We start from the raw sequence: 16,167 nt of genomic DNA, 5'->3' as shown, positions 1-16,167 counted from the left end.
CCCCCTCTCCCCCTCTCCCCTTAAGGAGCCAATCATGCACTCAGAACCGCGTCAGCGAGCTATTGGGGCGTTTGAACAATTTTTGATGGCGCCGCTTGAGGAACGATTGCAACAGCAGAGTCGAGATGCAGAATCCGAGGCGATGGCACTTTTTTACAACGTCGCTGCCACCGTACCAGCTTACCAGAATTTCCTAGCTGCACTTAACATCAATCCCGAGTCTATTCAAACCTTGGAAGACTTCCAAAAATTGCCGCTAATTACCAAAGAGAATTATTTGCGCTGTTACCCGCTACCTCAGTTGTGCCGTCAGGGCAAATTAGAAACTTGCGATTTCATTGCTGTTTCCTCGGGTTCGACAGGAAACCCGACATTTTGGCCGCGTTTTATCAGCGACGAGCTCCAAATTGCCGATCGTTTTGAACAAATATTTCACGACAGTTTTTTTGCCGACAGTCGCCGCACTTTAGCCGTCATCTGCTTTGCGTTGGGAACTTGGGTAGGCGGAATGTACACGGCGAATTGCTGCCGCTATCTAGCGAGTAAGGGTTATCCGGTTACGGTGGTGACGCCGGGGAATAACAAGACTGAAATATTTCGAGTTGTGCGGGAACTTGGGGAGCATTTCGAGCAAGTAGTCTTGTTGGGATATCCGCCGTTTATCAAGGATGTTATTGATAGCGGCATTGCTGGGGGTGTGGAGTGGCAAAAATATCGAATTAAGATGGTGTTTGCGGGGGAAGTGTTTAGCGAAGAATGGCGGAGTTTGGTGAGCGATCGCACTAATTCTGACAATATATATTACAACTCTGCGAGTCTTTACGGTACTGCCGACGCGGGCGTTTTGGGCAACGAGACACCGCTGAGCATTTGCATCCGCCGCTGGTTGGCAAACAATCCGGAAGCAGCGCGCAATTTATTCGGAGAATCGCGGTTGCCAACGCTGGTGCAGTACGATCCGAAAAGCCGCTTTTTTGAAGTGAATGATGACGGCACGCTGCTATTTTCTGGCGACAACGGCATCCCGCTAATACGCTATCACATTTCCGATAACGGCGGTTTAATTTCTTGCGAAGCAATGCTCAATTTTTTGAGAGAATGGGGATTTAATCCCGTGGCACATTTGCAGTCAGCAGCAGCTATGGAAATTTCCGATTTCCCCAGAGGAATTCGCAGCCTGCCATTTGTTTATGTGTTTGGGCGATCGCACTTTACCGTTTCCTACTTCGGTGCTAACATCTACCCAGAAAATGTCACCGTAGGTTTAGAAGTTCCCGCTATTAGCGAATGGGTGACGGGAAAATTTGTGCTGCAAGTCAAGGAAGATGCGGATCGAAATCGGTTTTTATCGGTGGTTGTGGAATTAGCAGCGGGGGTGGAGGGCGACGAGGAGATGAAACAGGCGATCGCATCTTCAATTCTCGCGCAATTGCGGCGGCTAAACAGCGAATTTGCTAATTACGTGCCGCCAGAATATCAGTTACCTGTGGTGACATTAACGGAGACGGGCGATGCGGAGTATTTTCCGGTTGGTGTTAAGCACCGATACACGCGATAGATTTTAGATCTTAGATTTTAAATTTTTGGTGATTTGCGATTTTTTGGTGATTTTAGATTTGATGCCACCAATTAAATTGTATCGGGATCGATATTTAATTCTCGCAGTTTTGCGGCCAGGCGATCGGCTCTTTGGGCCTCTTCATCGGCTCGTTGAGCTTCTTGTCCGGCTCTTTGGGCCTCTTGGTCGGCTCGCCCGGTCTCACTTTCTGCAACCTCTTCAGGAGTAGGAACAAGGTCTCCTGCTGCTGTAAAGAAACGCAGTTTTCCTCCACAAATTCCCAAACTCAAATCGAGCTGTTGACTCCGCAGATTGCCGGATTCGTCCGCTGCAATTGGTTGATATTCCCCATCAACTAAATGAAACCCAGCTAATTCTAAAGTTTCTGGGTCAAACCAAAAGTAATCGTGAGTGCGGAAAGTATCTTGATAGAGTTGTTTTTTAAAGTTTTTGTCGGTATCCGCTGTTTTCGGCGACAGGATTTCTACGATGATATTCGGGTACTTTCCGTCTTCTTCCCAAACTACCCAGCTTTTCCGAGTTTTGCGTTCAGTTCCCAGTACCACAAAAAAGTCGGGGCCTCGAAAGTCCTTCGATTTAAGTTGCTTGGGACTGTAGTAAATAGTGAGGTTGCCAGCAGCATAGAAGTCATTTCTATCTCGCCACAACCATTCTAGACATTTGAACAGCAGGATTATTTGTCGGAGATGCAGTTCTGTTTCCACGGGAGGTTCGTCACTGTATAAATCGCCAGAAGGAAAGATAACATTTTCTGGTATCTCTTGTTCTAGTATCTGCTGTTCTGGTATTTCTTGGGGAGTAGCTAATTCTGCCGTTGCGGACATGGCTGCTTGGTGAGGAGTAAGAGGTGGTGTGTCTATTTTAGCAAGGTTTTCATATCTGTACCCAGGACTGTTCTGAAAGCCCGATCGCGCTTTTTGCCTAAGGGCGCGATCGAACATTGAAACAATGAGTGGGGCCCTGCTCCCAGCAGCGCCCGAAAAAAAGTTAAATACAAATGCCACAGCTTATTAGCAATTACCGCTTTATCTGCCGTCAGCTTGTCTGAGAGCAGCCAGAATTTCCGGTCGTTTCATGCGCGCGTAGCCCCGCACTTTCCGGTCTTTGCCGATCGCCTTCAACCGTCTGAGCGAAAGAGTTTCGTAATCTTCGTCTTCCTCTTGGGGCGGAAACGGCAACTCCAACTGCAACTGCGGTAGCTGAGGTTTCTGCTGCTTTTTCGGCTGAGTTTTCGGCTGCGTTTTCGGCTGCGACTTCGACTGCTTTTTCGGCTGTGTCTCAGGCTGTATTTCTGAGTGCGTCGCAGCGGCTCCCAGTTGGCGGCGCAGCGTTGCGATTTGATTTTTTAGGTCATTTTCTACGTCTTCGATCGCATCGGCCACAAACTGATTAATTATTTGGACTGTGCGCTCTAATTTTATGGACAGCAGTTTTTCCAGTTCATCCAACTGTCTCAACGCACCTTCAAGATTAATCTCAGAAATAGCCCCAGATTTCGGAGAACTATCGCTGCCAGATTGTTCAATTTTTTTAGCCAATTTATCTACCTTTTCGTGAAATGTTTTTTCAACTTGTTCGAGCAAATGCTTAATCTGTTCTATTTGGTCGCGCTCAAAGTTTTGTTCAGTTAGAACTTTTACTTGCTTTTTTAGCAGGTCTTCATTTTTTTTAACTGATTGTTCTATTTGTTTGGTTAGACTATCTACCTTTTTTTGAAATGATAGCTCAAATTGTTGCAGTAGAGTCTCAAGTTGTGCAGTTTTCTGAGTAGGCTGCGGAGCTAAATGTTCCATTTCTGCTCGAGCAGCATCTACCTCCTCGTCGGTCATTTCAAAAACCCAAGCCCACATTTGCTCGATGCCGAGTTCTTTCGCAACAATACACCAATCTGAGCCGCAGACAACTTCATATTCTTCTTCGTTGCTGTAAGCTTCAGTAGGACGTACAATTAAAGGAATTAAGTTGCTGCCTTGCTCGATGAGACTTCTCCTGAGAGCTTCGCGGCGTTCGCGAGGGATTTCCCCCCCCTGAGTCTCTGGTACCGCAATTTGCGAAGTATAAATCTGACTGTGACTAATTGGCTTAATCCGCAAATATTCTACTATTCGGTTTTGATCGGACGATCGATCCATCTTGTTACAAGTCCCCTTTTGTCATGAAAATCAGGTGTTTGGGTAATTATTTATATTTGCACTTTACAGCCTGCGTTTTAAGTGCGACAGGACTAACCGAAGAACTCTAATTATAGGGTGCGAGACAAACACCTTACCCAGACTGCGGTTAGTTAAAGGATTTTTTGGCCTCACTCTCCAAGTCTGCGATCGAACTCAGTTATCTGGGGGAGATATCGGCGGGGTGCTGTACTTGTGCGGCTGGCTGTGCGGTGGCGGGCGATCGGCACAACTGACTGCAATTCCTACAAAAAATCGACTGTGATGAGTTTAACTGGCTGGGGGACACCAATTATACACTGCTTCACTCATCTTTACTCTTTTGGGCGATCGGGGCGATCGGGCAGTTTCAACTTTTGTGGGGTGGGCGCGCGATCGGGCCCCAACAATGCAATTGCAAGTTATGAGTATTTTTGCTCCTAGTCAATTACCTGTGAGAAACCCGGTTGTAACTCGGGTTGCAGTTTTTGTGGGGCGTTGCTCCGACTGCGCCCCAAAAAAGCAATTTAGACGGCTCGCTGCTGATGAGTATTTTGCCAGTAATCAATAATTTTAATCATTGTTTTGTCGGTTAACCCTTTAATACGTTCCACCACATTTGCAAATGACACAAACGGCCGCACATCTCGCTCTTTGAGTATTAGTTGTATAACGGGAGGCTTCAGCCCAGCATCTTTCAAACTCGCCGCCAGTTGAATTTTATCTTGAGTATTCAGTGCGCCCAACAGCGATATTGGTTGGGAACTTACCTGTTCAACTTCTGGTACCGTATCTACCAAAGTCGGTTTTTCCGATTCCCGCTCGGATTTCAACTCATTAATTCTGTTGGCAAACTCGGCTTCAATTAACAGAGGTAATTGTTGTGCAACTAGGTTTTCAACTTCTTGTAGTCTCTGAGCTAACACCTGTTTCTCGCGATTGTACTCAGCTTTCAATTCATGAATTTGATTTTTTAAACTGGCTTCAATATTTGTCAGCCGCTCCTCCAAACTAGATGAAGTTTCTGGATTTTGTGTTTCACCTGAAGCCTCAGTAATTAATTTCTCTTGGGGAGTTTCACTTGTAGCCGCATTCTCAGGTGTTGACGATTTTCTGAGAATTTCCAATTGTTCGAGGAGAAGTTCTTCATTTTCTGGTTCCAGGATGAATGCTCCGATTGTCTCGCCTTTGAGTGGTTCAATTTCCTTTGCTCTCGCCGCCGCATAGTATTCAAAATTTCCGTCTACTATTTCGTAAGCATCCATACTGGTGCGGCGGACAATTATCGGATTAATCAAGCCTCCTGAATCTAAAATCAGTCTAGCTAATTTATCCAAATCAGGCTCGGCAAAATTGGAACGGGGAACTGTGCAAGTAATTCTTTTCACTGCAACCAGTGACGGAGATAATTTTTTCATGAGTTGTTACCTATTTTTTTCAAAACTTCCCTCGCCAATTCTTCAAATTCTTCGGATGAAAGGCAATCCGGCTTAAAGTCGAGTACCGAAATTGGATCGGCGATTTCCATATTTCCCACGGTTTTAAATAGTTCTGCACACTTTGCCAAATCCTCTCTTTCGTAAATGACGCTTTGCATAATCTCCAGGCTGTAGCGTTTGGGAATTGCCTCCCTCCGCTTGGGCAGACTGTACTTTACAAATTTAGGATTGGGTGAGATTTTGCAAGGGAGTACGCCTAAAATTTCTAAAGGTTTCTTGCCAATTTGTTTTTTGAATCCATTAACTTTTTTGATGAAATCCTTGACATTAATCAATCCTTGATTGGCAAAAGGCTTTAAGTCAGAAGGAATAATTAAATAATCCGCTGCAATCAGGGCAACTCTGGCGAAAAAATTCAAAGATGGCGGCGTGTCAATCAGTACAATCTCGTACTTTTCTTGTACTTCTGCTAGTTTTTGAATTAAAATCATCCGGCTGTAATCTAGTTGATTGAGATCGGTTTCATAGTACATTAAATCGATGTGGGAAGGAACTACATCGATTTGAGGATTGCAAAAATTAGACTTGCGAGCTACTTCGGCGATCGAGTAAAAATCTTCGGATTGCAAAACCTGAAGAATATTGCGATCTTTCAAATCGTCTTGTTCTTCATCGTCAAATTTAACTAAACCAGTTGCAAAGGTTGTGTTTGCCTGACTGTCTAAGTCGATAACTAGGACTTTTTTACCTTTCTTGCTCAGCGCTGCGGCTAAATTGACTACTGTGGTAGTTTTGCCGACACCGCCTTTGTTGTGGTAAACTGCTATTATTTTCATAGTATTTAGAGTGGTTTTTGAAACAATTAAATCTGATTTAAGTGGAAGATTAACTGGATTTTTTTCAGGTATTTGTTCCGGTTCTGAGATTTGACTTAGCTCAGGTTGTGCGGTTGCGGAATTGTCGGGCTGTACGGGTACTTCGCTAATTAACTCAGGACTAACTAAATTAATTTTACTATCTTCCAGTTGGAGATTATCGGGATTTTTTATAGATTTTAAACTATCTCTGCCAATTAAAGCGATAATTTCATCAATTCTCGTTTCAATGTCTTGTCCGGCGCACTGAAATACTAGCTGAATATCATCGCTGACTATTGCGTAAATTCTAATTTCTTTGCCGTTAGTTATGAGTCCGTAGCGGATGCTTAAACTTGTTAAGTAACGCTTCAGTTTCCGCAGGTGGCGGTCTAGATTTTCCTTGGGATGTTTTGCCTCCATGACTACACTCATGGGCGAGTCTGCATCGAGCACTATGGGGATAACTTGGGTGGCAAATGAGAGGAAGTCTAGACGAATATTCCCAAAGGCGATTTCTTGGTGCCAAGTGTCGGGGGTATAGCCGAGTTTTGGCAGCAGATAACTGACAATGAGTTTGCTTTCTACTTCGCTTTCGTTGCGACAGTTATTGGGGTTGAAAGTCATGTTTCATTTGGAATGGGAATGGGGAATGGGGAATGGTTCAACAGTTGACAGTTGACGTTCATGACAGTTGACCTGTGGAGAGCGACCTCTACCTAGAAGGAAGAGGATTGGAGTAATGAATAGTCTGATTTTAATTTCTCCCTCACTCGTGAGAGGCTTTCAACCAATTATTTCTGGTAATTTGGAAGGGGAATGGGGAAAAAGGTAATTGGTAATTGGTAATTGGTGTCAACTTAATGTCAAATGTAATCTACTGTTTGACTATTAGGCCCGCTGATCCCCCCTAGCCCCCCTTTGCAAGGGGGGGACAAGAGTAATTTCAACGTCAACCCCTACTCCCCTTGGTTCGGGGGATTTAGGGGGATCGAGACTGGTCGGCTAAAAGCAAGATTTATCAATGATTTTAGTTAGGGATTGTGATATTGAGAAAACCCGGCTTGTTAAACAAAACCGGGTTTTTCGGGAATTTATCGCGTTTCAAACTTACTTGGTTTTAGCGTTGAATTCCTGCAATGTCTGATAGCCGCCAGCGGGATTGTACAGGTGACAGTTGTCGGCAATCCGCTTCATTAAAGACCAAGAAAACTTTGTTTCGTAGAGGTGATCTTGCCAGTTTTCCTTTAAGCTGCTGTGGGCGAGGCGCAAGTTGTACCAGGGTATGGCAGTTGAAAGGTGGTGGGGAACGTGCACGTTAATGTCGTGGCACAGAAACTCTACCCAGCGGGGATAGTCGCAGTGAACTGTTCCCGATAGTTGCGCTTGGGCTTCGTTCCATTCTTCGGGTTCTTTGAATGAAATGTCTGGTGCTGTGTGGTGCACGATCGTAAAAGTGCTCATCCAGAAATGGTAAACCATCCAGGGCATCAACCAAAATTTGATGAATCCCCAAATGCCTGTTGTGGCTATTAAAGTGGGAAATCCGATCGCAGCACCGATCAAAACTACAAAAACTGAAAACCGCACTTGTTCGCGCTGTATGCCTTTGAAGCGCCACCACATAAAGTGTACTTTTGCCCAGTGGGCGATCGAGCCAACCCACCACATCGGGCCGAAGATTAAACTATAAGCTATTTGTAATGCTTTGGGCGAGGCAGCGTAGCTTTCTGCTGTCATCGGTTGCCAAGCATTATCTTCACCAATTTTGTTGGTGTGCTTGTGGTGGTAGTTGTGTCCGTGACGCCATGCGTGGAACGGAAAAATTAAGGGCAGAAATGCGAGATGCCCGACTAAATCGTTTACCCAGCGGCGGTTAGCAAATGACCGGTGGCCGCAGTCGTGGCCGATCACAAAAAAACCGGTTAATCCGGTACCTGTGAAAATCCACATTAGGGGCAGTAAATACCAAGGCGATACTGCTAGGCCAAAATAACCGACAGCAACTAAAAGAACGTTGACGATGACTTTTGTCCAAGCTTTGCGGGGGTTTTTGACAAACACTTCGCGCGGCAGGGTTTTGAGAATATCTTTCAGGCGCAGGTTGGACGCGGCGCTTGCGGATGTCAAATTTAGTGGTTTTTCGATCGATGCTGTCATAAATTGATTTCGATTCTCCGTGTGCCATGTGGATGGCTTAACAAAATTAGCGCAGTAAAATATCAGCTCGTTGCCAGCAGGTGGCAAACGAGTTGAGCAGTAGGTAAGCGCTTTTTAGCAAATGCTAGCGATCGCTAGCCGCGGATTAAATGGCTAGCGCTTTTGGTTAAAAAAACACTGGGGTCAACAAAACTTTACTTTTTATACCACAGGGGCGGCACAATGAGCACTCCTTTGCCGCTAATTGCCGTTGCCCACAGCAGAATTTTGGCCGATCGCAACTTGAGAACAAGCAACAGAGCGCTGCTGTTTGAGGGTTTGCACTTGCAGCAGCAAGGAGTCGATTTCTGCTTGCAGGTGCAGGAACTTAACTTGCTGATCGGCTTGGTACGGGCACTTCACCGAATCTACTTTGCGCGCAAAACCCGTCGATAGGGTAGCAGAACTAGCTATTTCGGGATTGCTAGCCGTGACTTGAGGCCGAGAAAGAGTGGATGAATTATTTGACATTAGTAATTGGGTAGACATATCTACACATTCACACCATTAAGTTACTTTAACCTGAACCGATCGTATCAAACATTAAATTAACCGATCGAGCTAAAATTAGTGTAAATTCTTCGGCCATTGCCTAAAACCATTGACATCGTGACCCTGATTCTACCTGCTACTGACTCTGCTGCTAACTCCGCTGCCCGCGCAGCCTCGCCGAAACTTCACGGTTGGCCGGGCTTGATCGAAGCTTATCGCCCCTACCTGCCGGTGACGGAAACCACGCCGGTAGTCACTCTCCAAGAGGGCAATACTCCCCTGATTCCAGCACCTGCGATCGCCTCTCTCATCGGTCGAGACGTGCGCGTCCTGGTGAAATACGACGGCCTCAACCCCACTGGTAGTTTCAAAGACCGGGGGATGACAATGGCGATTTCCAAGGCAAAGGAAGCTGGTGCCGAAGCTGTAATTTGCGCCAGTACCGGCAATACTTCGGCCTCGGCGGCCGCCTACGCCCGACGCGGGGGGATGCGAGCTTTCGTATTGATTCCCGAAGGTTACGTGGCTTTGGGTAAGTTGGCGCAAGCTTTGCTTTACGGTGCAGAAGTAATTTCGATTCAGGGAAATTTCGATCGAGCTTTAGAAATTGTCCGCTCCATGGCAGAAAATTATCCCGTAACTTTGGTCAACTCAGTCAACCCTTACCGATTGGAAGGCCAAAAAACCGGCGCGTTTGAAGTGGTGGACGCCTTGGGCGACGCCCCCGACTGGCTGTGCATTCCCGTGGGAAATGCGGGAAACATCACAGCATACTGGATGGGTTTTTGTCAATACCACCAAGTGAATAAATGTTCGCGCCTGCCGCGAATGATGGGATTCCAAGCAGCCGGAGCAGCACCGTTGGTAACGGGATCACCGGTATCGCACCCAGAAACCTTGGCGACGGCGATTCGGATCGGCAACCCCGCTAGCTGGAAACAGGCGATCGCCGCTTCCGAAGCCAGCCGCGGCAGTTTTGCAGCAGTCACCGACGAAGAAATTCTCGATGCTTACCGCTTGTTAGCATCCGAAGAAGGGATTTTCTGCGAACCAGCCAGCGCCGCTTCTGTGGCCGGCTTGCTGAAGGTAAAAGACCAAGTTCCGACAGGAGCAACAGTGGTTTGCGTGCTCACCGGTAACGGTTTGAAAGACCCGGATACGGCAATTAATCACAGCAAGAACAACTTTAAACAGGGAATTGCTCCGAGTTTGGATGCAGTAGCTGGCGCGATGGGATTTTAGAAGGGAAGGAAGTTCGGCAACGGATTTTTTAACGGATGTAACGGATGGAAGAGGAGAAAAGTTTCGTTGCAGGAGATATTAAAACTCTTTGTTATCTTCTCTCTCTTCTCTTCCTCTGCCTCCTCTGTGGAACAGGCCAGAAAGCCTGTGCATTTCTGCGGTTCATTTAAAAAAAATCTTATTCAACTTATACGATCTCCGCTAAAACGACCACAGTAAAATTGGTTCGCAGCATCGGACTTGAGTCCTCATAAAACTCCAAATAAAACTCGCTGCAGCTTCCGCCGTCGCGACAAACGAATTTGATTGCAGTTAAGATTGTCCGTTGCCGTCAATTTGCGATCGCCCTTGGGCCACTTTTCGCACAGATCCGCCAATACTGCGAGGTTTCGGAACTTTACTTTTGCCCGCAGGCCACCCTTCGCGCTGCAGGGAGCGATCGCCATCGGTTTCTTCGGTTTGGTCGTGAAACAAAATTTGTCGCGTGGGATAAGGCAAATCGATGCCGTTTTCCACAAGCTTTTTTTTAATAGCACAAATTACCTTGTCGCGCGATCGCATATCGTCAATTCGGCGCGGCGGAGTAATCCACCACCGAACGCGGATATTGACGGTACTTTCTGCTAGCTGAACCACCAGCACATCGGGTGCAGGATCTTTCAACACTTCATTTACGCTGTACAATGCTTCCAGCATTAACTGCTTGGCGCGGTCAATATCGTCGCCGTAACCAATACCAACATCGTATTCCGTGCGGCGTTTATCGAAAGCGGTATTCACTGTCACCGAATTCGTAAACAATTCGGCATTTGGAATGACTATCCGGCGACCATCATAGGTTCGGATTGTTGTAGCGCGGGTTTCAATATTTTCTACCGTTCCCTCAAAGTTTTTAAACACAATCTGGTCATCGATGCGGAACGGTTCCGTCAACAGAATTAGGATACCGGCTAAGAAGTTTTGCAAGATATCGCGAAAGGCAAAACCAATCGCCACCCCGCTAATTCCCAGCAATTGAATCAAATCCCCAGCTTTAAATGTGGGAATTATAATCGAAAGAGCAACAAACAGACCAACTAGAACGATCGTACCCTGGGCTAACCGTCCTAACACCAGCCCCAAATTTCGAGCTTGGTGGTGGTTGCGGGTAAGCCGCCTGACCGCTCTTTTAATTGCCCTGCCCAAACAGAAAAAGATTGCAAAGACAATTAACGCCAGCACAATATTGGGCAACAGGATAATCAAGCCGTCGATCATGCTCTCCATCTTTGCCCAGACTGCGGAGATCTCTGCCTTCATGAAGTTTCCTCGCGTATCAGTCGTTCTCGATAGTAGTAAAATTTAGCTCGATTAAGTTCTATCTAAAGACTGTAGATTGGTACGACGCCAGGAAGATTTGTTAGCCGTTTTCAAAATTTTGAGTGCAGATTATAGGTTGGGACATAGTACATTTACATCGATTAGTAAACCATCCGTAGATACGGAATCATAAAGAAGCTGATAAATTAATGCCACTTAATTGCAGGAAAAACAAAAACAACGCATCGGTGACTAAATCTCATCTGCTAAGGGGACTCGCCATGCCGACAATTCCTGAATTATTAACTCCTAATTCCCAAATGGCGGTAGATCGAGTAACTGATTTTTAGAAGGTGGAAGTTGGGCGGTATTTTTGCCTGGGGCGGAAGTTTGGCGGATTTCGAGCGCAGTTTCGCCTGGATTTGCGGTGCGAGTAGGTACTATTTCTAAAGAATATGCTGGTGTTTCCATTTTTGTAGTAGGAACAGTTTGTGCTTTGGCGAGCAAGTCAACGGCGTCTCCGAGGGCGGTGGTTAAATTTCTGCTAGTCTCGGCGTGACGGGCTTCTTCTTGCTTGAGGGCTTGAGTGAGTTGTTTAACTTGTTCGATCGCCCGATCGCGCTCTTCGAGAACGGATGCTAACTTAGTTTTAAGTTCGCCAACTGTTTGCAGTTGTTCAACTTCCTGCTGGCGAGCAACTCCAGCCTCGTCACCTTCGGGCGCAATCGGGGAGAAATTTTGTAACTCTTCTATTTGTGCTTGCAGAGCATCGATGCTTTGCTGAGTTAACTTAGCATCATTCCGCCGCTGCTCGGCTTCGGTATTGTAGAGTTGGCGCCACTGAGCGGCACTTTCACCGGCCTCATCGCGATCGCGCGAAACTTCTGTTAACTGCTGTTGCAGCCGCTTGATTTCATCTAACCACTGTCTGACATCCTGAGCCATATTGTTTATTTTAGATTTTAGATTTTAGATTTTAGATGGGGAAATAGGGAATAGGGAATGGGTAATGGCTTAATTAATTAACGCTCCTGATTTCCAGTTGTCGATCGTCCGTGCATCCATTTTGCATTTTATAGTTCCCGTCCCTTGTACGCTATGAACATTTATTACTGGTTGCGCTACCTGATTTTAGCCTTGTTTAAGACACTTTTGAGGCTGCTGAGAGCTGTCCAAACGAAATTTGGTGATTTTTGGCTGTTTTGTCGCTGTTTGACTTGGGGCACGCTCAAGGAAGTGGGCGCGAAAGCGGGAGAGCAGCGGTTGCCGGGGCTGTCTGCGGAAATGGCCTACAATGCTATGCTGGCGCTGTTTCCGGGGCTGTTGGCTGTCTTGTCGGCGATCGCCCTGTTTGAACCTTTGCAGTCAACACTGTATCAACTCGCGCGTCTGTTGGGGGAAGTGATACCTGAGGACGTTCGCAATTTGATTCGCGGCTTAATCAAACAAATTCTGTTAACTCGCAATAAAGGGCTGTTTTCCGCGAGCTTTGTGGCGTCGCTGTGGGCCTTTTCTGGGGTAATGAGCGCGGCGATGGCTGCGCTCGATCGCATCCATGAAACCCCGAGCGATCGAACTCGCTCTTTTGTGAAAGCAAAACTGATTTCATTGGGGCTGAGTATCGGTACAATTGTGCTGTTAATTCTAGCATCGGGAGCTGTATTTCTCAGCGATTTAATTGTGCAAGCGATTGCCCGCCAGAGTTGCCTGCTGGAGTCCGTCGCCAATTGCGATTTAACAGATGTGCAAAATTGCTTGCTGCTCGCCGGAAATTGCCCTTTAGAGTCGCAATTGCTAGGTGTTTGGCGGCTGTGGCGGTGGCCGATTGCTTTGGGAATTGTATCAGTTGCCTTTGCCTTTATTTACCGCTACGGGCCGAGCCGCCGCCAAGCCGATATTCCTATTTTTTCGGGAGCTGTTTTTGCTGCTGTTTTGTGGGCGCTGCTTTCGGCTTTGTTTCGGTTTTATGTTTTGCATTTGGGCAATTTCAGTTGGACTTACGGGACGATCGGCACTTTTATTGTGTTGCTGCTGTGGCTCGATCTTTCTTGTTTGGCGATGCTCATCGGATCTCAGTTAAACGTGACGGTGGGAAAGGCAATGAAACAATCAAGAAAAGGGTAATCTTATTTTTAAACTGGGCATACCGCTTGCTGCGCGATTCCCTCATTCGGTATCGGTCGATTTGAGCGGGTAGTCGGCTCAGTCCAGTTATTGAAACGACTTGACGCGATCGAGATTTTGCGCTCTACTGCCATTGAGGATAAAATTGTCACAGAATGTTCTGCGACTGGTATTATTTATAAAGATTTTGAGAGCAAACAGATTCCGAGAGCGTTCACCTGTCAGTTTCAGCCGGAGCTATTGTCCGACTTGCGAACGGTAGGAATGTCTGAAGCGCCAACCTATGCGCGGTTGAAGACCGATGATGGATCGCGGCTGTTTGCACGAATGCTATAGGAAGGTATGCAAGAATGAGCGAGCGCGTTTTGTATTTAGGTGAGTACCGATGAAGTTAGATAAATTTCTACTAGCTCAAAACATGGCGTTTCTGATCGCCATCCCACCAGACAGTAATTTGGCAAAGTTGCTGCGCTTTTGTTTAACCACGAGAGCCAGAGACAATATGTCAGGAACCGAACTGCTAAAAATCACCGGCGAACTCATGGAAAATCCATCAAATATCGCCTACTGGACTCAAGATATCATGGGGTTGGATTTGGATTACAGCAGCGAGGAGTGGAAATCTTTGGGGGAGATGGGGGTTACAAACACTACAGAATTTATGGCTAAAGTGTGGGAAGAACTAGACATCCTGGAGCTATAGCCATGTCTCTCAATGTTGAGCTGTTAGAGCAAAGTTTTGAGCGCATTAAACCTTGTGCAGACGAGTTCGTCGCGAGTTTCTACGAAAACTTATTTGCTGCTCATCCAGAGGTGAGACCTCTATTTGCCACCACCCAGATGGAGAAGCAGCGGAAAAAGCTGCTGAACGCGCTGGTGTTAGTCGTCCAAAACCTTCGCAATCCAGACGTTTTAGGAGGAGTTCTCAATTCACTCGGAGCTAGACACGTCGGGTATGGAGCCATTCCTAAGTATTACCCTGCGGTGGGTCAAGCTCTGCTACTGACGTTTGAAGAGTATCTTCAGGACGATTGGACTCCTGAACTCAAGACAGCGTGGACGGATGCTTATGGAGCCATCACGGCTCAAATGTTGAAGGGAACGGGGAATGTTGATACTCAAGAAGATCGATCGCCAGCAGAAACACCCGATCGGCCAACGGCGACTCCGGCTGCCCTACAGGCTAACCCCCCCGTACCAGACATAGCAGCCAACACCGAAGTCGAGGAAATACCCGCGTTAGCAGTGTCAGAGTTGCCGGTGGAACTGCTGGAAAGCAGCTTTGAGAAAATCAAACCCCATGCTGGAGAATTTGTCGCCAGCTTCTACGAAAAGCTGTTCCAGGCTCACCCAGAGCTAAAACCCATGTTTGCCCATCTGGAAATGGCACAACAGCAGAAGAAGCTCTTAAACGCCTTAGTATTAGTGGTCGAAAATCTTCGCAATCCCAGTGCTTTAGGGCCTGTTCTGCGCGCACTAGGAGGCAGACACGTTGGCTATGGGTCGCTTCCCAAGCAATATCCTGCGGTGGGAAAAGCCCTGCTACTCACGTTTGAGGAGTATCTTCAGGACGATTGGACTCCTGAAGTCAAGAAAGCGTGGACGGATGCTTATGGAACCATCACGGCGCAGATGTTGCAGGGTGCAGCCCAACAAGCTCCGCCACAGGTGACTCAAGCTCAGAAGACAGAAACTTCCGAAAAAGCAGCAGCTTCGGAGGCACCGACAAAATCAAAAACCGAATCAAAAACCGGATTTGAGCAGCGATTCAAGGAGTTTCAGGCACAAGCATCTAATCAACAGTGGAACACTTTCCCCGATCGAGTGTTGAGGCGATCGATTCAGGCGTTTTGGGCTGCACCCGTTTGGTTGGTGGCTGCGATCGCAGCCGTTACCTGGTCAGCAATTTATGTTATTGCCGATGAAAACTCCTTGGCTGCAAAAGTTTTAGAAGCGGCTGATACCACGAGTTTAATTCTGGCCCTGGTGCTATTTATCAAGGAAGCACCCGATCGCCAAAAACAATTTCACTATCAAGCCTGGAGCACGATCGATGCAGCCCACGGGGTGAAAGTCAGCTTCGCTAGAATTCTGGCACTTCAGGATTTGAATGCAGATAATGTTTCCCTCAGAGGCTTGGATGCGCCCGGTGCAGAGTTAAGCGAAATTCAGTTGCCCAAAGCGAACTTGAGTAACGCGAATTTGACCGCAGCAGACCTCAGCAATGCCGACTTAAGTGATGCCAACCTCAATCAAGCGAACCTGCATCAAACCAAACTCAGTGGTGTCAATCTCAGCGGTGCCAATCTCAGTTTTGCTAAATTGAATCGAGCCAACCTGAGCAGTGCCAACCTCACCAGTACCAATTTGATTTGTGTAGATTTGAGCCATGCCAGCTTAAGCGGTGCCAATTTGAGGAATGCCAACTTGAGTGGCGCCAATTTAACAGAAGCTTATCTGACAGGGGCGAATCTGAAGGGAGCCCAGGTGAGTATTTCTGAACTCAGTGCGGCCTTTCTCGAAGGTGCCATCATGCCAGATGGCTCGAAATACAATAGCAACCGCCAAGCTGGTTAGTACAGATAAATATAGCTGAGTCTCAGGTTTCGGGAGGTACAGATTTAGATTTTAGATTTTAGATTGGGGAATTGAGGAATTGAGGAATTGATTGGTGAATACCTCACTCTTCGAGTAAACCGCTATACTAAACAACCGCTTAGTAGGAGGTAAGCGTAGATTCCACAGGAATCGTAGAAAAGATTAATCAGTTAGTAGGTGCACAACCGGGA

The 16,167-nt window shown here is 46.8% G+C and carries 15 protein-coding genes; 7 read left to right on the top strand and 8 right to left on the bottom strand.

Features of this window, described 5'->3' with window-relative positions:
• Window positions 1-34 precede the first annotated feature (34 nt).
• Window positions 35-1,558 (top strand): phenylacetate--CoA ligase family protein, encoded by a 1,524-nt coding sequence (locus QUB63_RS20105; protein ID WP_332947045.1) that lies wholly within the window; start codon window positions 35-37, stop codon window positions 1,556-1,558.
• Window positions 1,559-1,629: 71 nt separating this feature from the next.
• On the opposite strand, the gene QUB63_RS20100 is transcribed toward QUB63_RS20105, so the two are convergent.
• Both QUB63_RS20100 and QUB63_RS20095 read right to left on the bottom strand, forming a co-directional pair.
• On the bottom strand, window positions 1,630-2,403 hold the full coding sequence (locus QUB63_RS20100) for a Uma2 family endonuclease (RefSeq protein WP_332947175.1): 774 nt from the start codon (window positions 2,401-2,403) through the stop codon (window positions 1,630-1,632).
• Between the two features lie 201 nt (window positions 2,404-2,604).
• The gene (locus tag QUB63_RS20095; protein WP_332947044.1) at window positions 2,605-3,711 is read right to left on the bottom strand and encodes a Rho termination factor (modular protein); all 1,107 of its coding nucleotides are present in this window, start codon (window positions 3,709-3,711) and stop codon (window positions 2,605-2,607) included.
• 234 nt (window positions 3,712-3,945) lie between these two features.
• On the opposite strand from QUB63_RS20095, the gene QUB63_RS20090 reads away from it, so the two are divergent.
• Window positions 3,946-4,173 (top strand): hypothetical protein, encoded by a 228-nt coding sequence (locus tag QUB63_RS20090; protein WP_332947042.1) that lies wholly within the window; start codon window positions 3,946-3,948, stop codon window positions 4,171-4,173.
• 83 nt (window positions 4,174-4,256) lie between these two features.
• Here QUB63_RS20090 and QUB63_RS20085 read toward each other — a convergent pair whose 3' ends face one another.
• From QUB63_RS20085 to QUB63_RS20070, 4 genes are all read right to left on the bottom strand, one after another.
• Window positions 4,257-5,147 (bottom strand): ParB N-terminal domain-containing protein, encoded by an 891-nt coding sequence (locus tag QUB63_RS20085; RefSeq protein ID WP_332947041.1) that lies wholly within the window; start codon window positions 5,145-5,147, stop codon window positions 4,257-4,259.
• Complete coding sequence (locus QUB63_RS20080) at window positions 5,144-6,649, bottom strand: AAA family ATPase (RefSeq protein WP_332947040.1); 1,506 nt, start codon at window positions 6,647-6,649, stop codon at window positions 5,144-5,146. Before QUB63_RS20080 ends, QUB63_RS20085 begins: the two co-directional genes overlap by 4 nt.
• Before the next feature lie 483 nt (window positions 6,650-7,132).
• Window positions 7,133-8,182 (bottom strand): fatty acid desaturase, encoded by a 1,050-nt coding sequence (locus QUB63_RS20075; RefSeq protein WP_332947039.1) that lies wholly within the window; start codon window positions 8,180-8,182, stop codon window positions 7,133-7,135.
• A gap of 240 nt (window positions 8,183-8,422) precedes the next feature.
• A complete protein-coding gene (locus QUB63_RS20070; RefSeq protein WP_332947038.1) occupies window positions 8,423-8,710 on the bottom strand; it encodes a hypothetical protein in 288 nt (95 codons plus the stop codon).
• A 120-nt stretch (window positions 8,711-8,830) separates the two neighbouring features.
• Here QUB63_RS20070 and thrC point away from each other — a divergent pair, with 120 nt between their 5' ends.
• Window positions 8,831-9,955: a threonine synthase gene (gene thrC, locus QUB63_RS20065; protein ID WP_442921815.1), complete on the top strand. Its 1,125-nt coding sequence runs from the start codon at window positions 8,831-8,833 to the stop codon at window positions 9,953-9,955.
• Between the two features lie 312 nt (window positions 9,956-10,267).
• Here the strand turns inward: thrC and QUB63_RS20060 are convergent, their stop codons facing one another.
• Both QUB63_RS20060 and QUB63_RS20055 read right to left on the bottom strand, forming a co-directional pair.
• Window positions 10,268-11,254: a mechanosensitive ion channel family protein gene (locus QUB63_RS20060; protein WP_332947037.1), complete on the bottom strand. Its 987-nt coding sequence runs from the start codon at window positions 11,252-11,254 to the stop codon at window positions 10,268-10,270.
• 309 nt (window positions 11,255-11,563) lie between these two features.
• Window positions 11,564-12,199 carry a hypothetical protein gene (locus QUB63_RS20055; protein WP_332947036.1) on the bottom strand — a complete coding sequence of 212 codons (636 nt, stop codon included), beginning with the start codon at window positions 12,197-12,199 and terminating at the stop codon, window positions 11,564-11,566.
• A gap of 153 nt (window positions 12,200-12,352) precedes the next feature.
• Between QUB63_RS20055 and QUB63_RS20050 the strand changes: the two genes are divergently transcribed.
• From QUB63_RS20050 to QUB63_RS20035, 4 genes are all read left to right on the top strand, one after another.
• Window positions 12,353-13,378, top strand: coding sequence for a YihY/virulence factor BrkB family protein (locus QUB63_RS20050; protein ID WP_332947035.1), 1,026 nt, complete (start codon window positions 12,353-12,355; stop codon window positions 13,376-13,378).
• A gap of 90 nt (window positions 13,379-13,468) precedes the next feature.
• Entirely contained in the window at window positions 13,469-13,714 is a 246-nt protein-coding gene (locus QUB63_RS20045; protein WP_332947034.1) for a hypothetical protein, read from the top strand.
• 49 nt (window positions 13,715-13,763) lie between these two features.
• A complete protein-coding gene (locus QUB63_RS20040) occupies window positions 13,764-14,081 on the top strand; it encodes a hypothetical protein (RefSeq protein WP_332947033.1) in 318 nt (105 codons plus the stop codon).
• A gap of 2 nt (window positions 14,082-14,083) precedes the next feature.
• Window positions 14,084-15,955, top strand: a complete 1,872-nt coding sequence (locus QUB63_RS20035; RefSeq protein WP_332947032.1) for a globin domain-containing protein — start codon at window positions 14,084-14,086, stop codon at window positions 15,953-15,955.
• Window positions 15,956-16,167: the final 212 nt, after the last annotated feature.

Source organism: Microcoleus sp. ARI1-B5 (assembly GCF_036705795.1).
Classification (GTDB): domain Bacteria; phylum Cyanobacteriota; class Cyanobacteriia; order Cyanobacteriales; family Microcoleaceae; genus Microcoleus.
Note: the sequence above shows the minus strand (reverse complement) of the source record. Positions and strands in the feature narration are given on the sequence as shown.

Excerpts from the sequence above, each read along its gene's own strand:
- QUB63_RS20035 (WP_332947032.1), top strand. The coding sequence starts at position 14,084 with ATGTCTCTCAATGTTGAGCTGTTAGAGCAAAGTTTTGAGCGCATTAAA.
- QUB63_RS20085 (WP_332947041.1), bottom strand. The coding sequence starts at position 5,147 with ATGAAAAAATTATCTCCGTCACTGGTTGCAGTGAAAAGAATTACTTGC.
- QUB63_RS20105 (WP_332947045.1), top strand. The coding sequence starts at position 35 with ATGCACTCAGAACCGCGTCAGCGAGCTATTGGGGCGTTTGAACAATTT.
- QUB63_RS20100 (WP_332947175.1), bottom strand. The coding sequence starts at position 2,403 with ATGTCCGCAACGGCAGAATTAGCTACTCCCCAAGAAATACCAGAACAG.
- QUB63_RS20060 (WP_332947037.1), bottom strand. The coding sequence starts at position 11,254 with ATGAAGGCAGAGATCTCCGCAGTCTGGGCAAAGATGGAGAGCATGATC.
- QUB63_RS20095 (WP_332947044.1), bottom strand. The coding sequence starts at position 3,711 with ATGGATCGATCGTCCGATCAAAACCGAATAGTAGAATATTTGCGGATT.
- QUB63_RS20075 (WP_332947039.1), bottom strand. The coding sequence starts at position 8,182 with ATGACAGCATCGATCGAAAAACCACTAAATTTGACATCCGCAAGCGCC.
- QUB63_RS20055 (WP_332947036.1), bottom strand. The coding sequence starts at position 12,199 with ATGGCTCAGGATGTCAGACAGTGGTTAGATGAAATCAAGCGGCTGCAA.
- QUB63_RS20080 (WP_332947040.1), bottom strand. The coding sequence starts at position 6,649 with ATGACTTTCAACCCCAATAACTGTCGCAACGAAAGCGAAGTAGAAAGC.
- QUB63_RS20070 (WP_332947038.1), bottom strand. The coding sequence starts at position 8,710 with ATGTCTACCCAATTACTAATGTCAAATAATTCATCCACTCTTTCTCGG.
- QUB63_RS20050 (WP_332947035.1), top strand. The coding sequence starts at position 12,353 with ATGAACATTTATTACTGGTTGCGCTACCTGATTTTAGCCTTGTTTAAG.
- QUB63_RS20040 (WP_332947033.1), top strand. The coding sequence starts at position 13,764 with ATGAAGTTAGATAAATTTCTACTAGCTCAAAACATGGCGTTTCTGATC.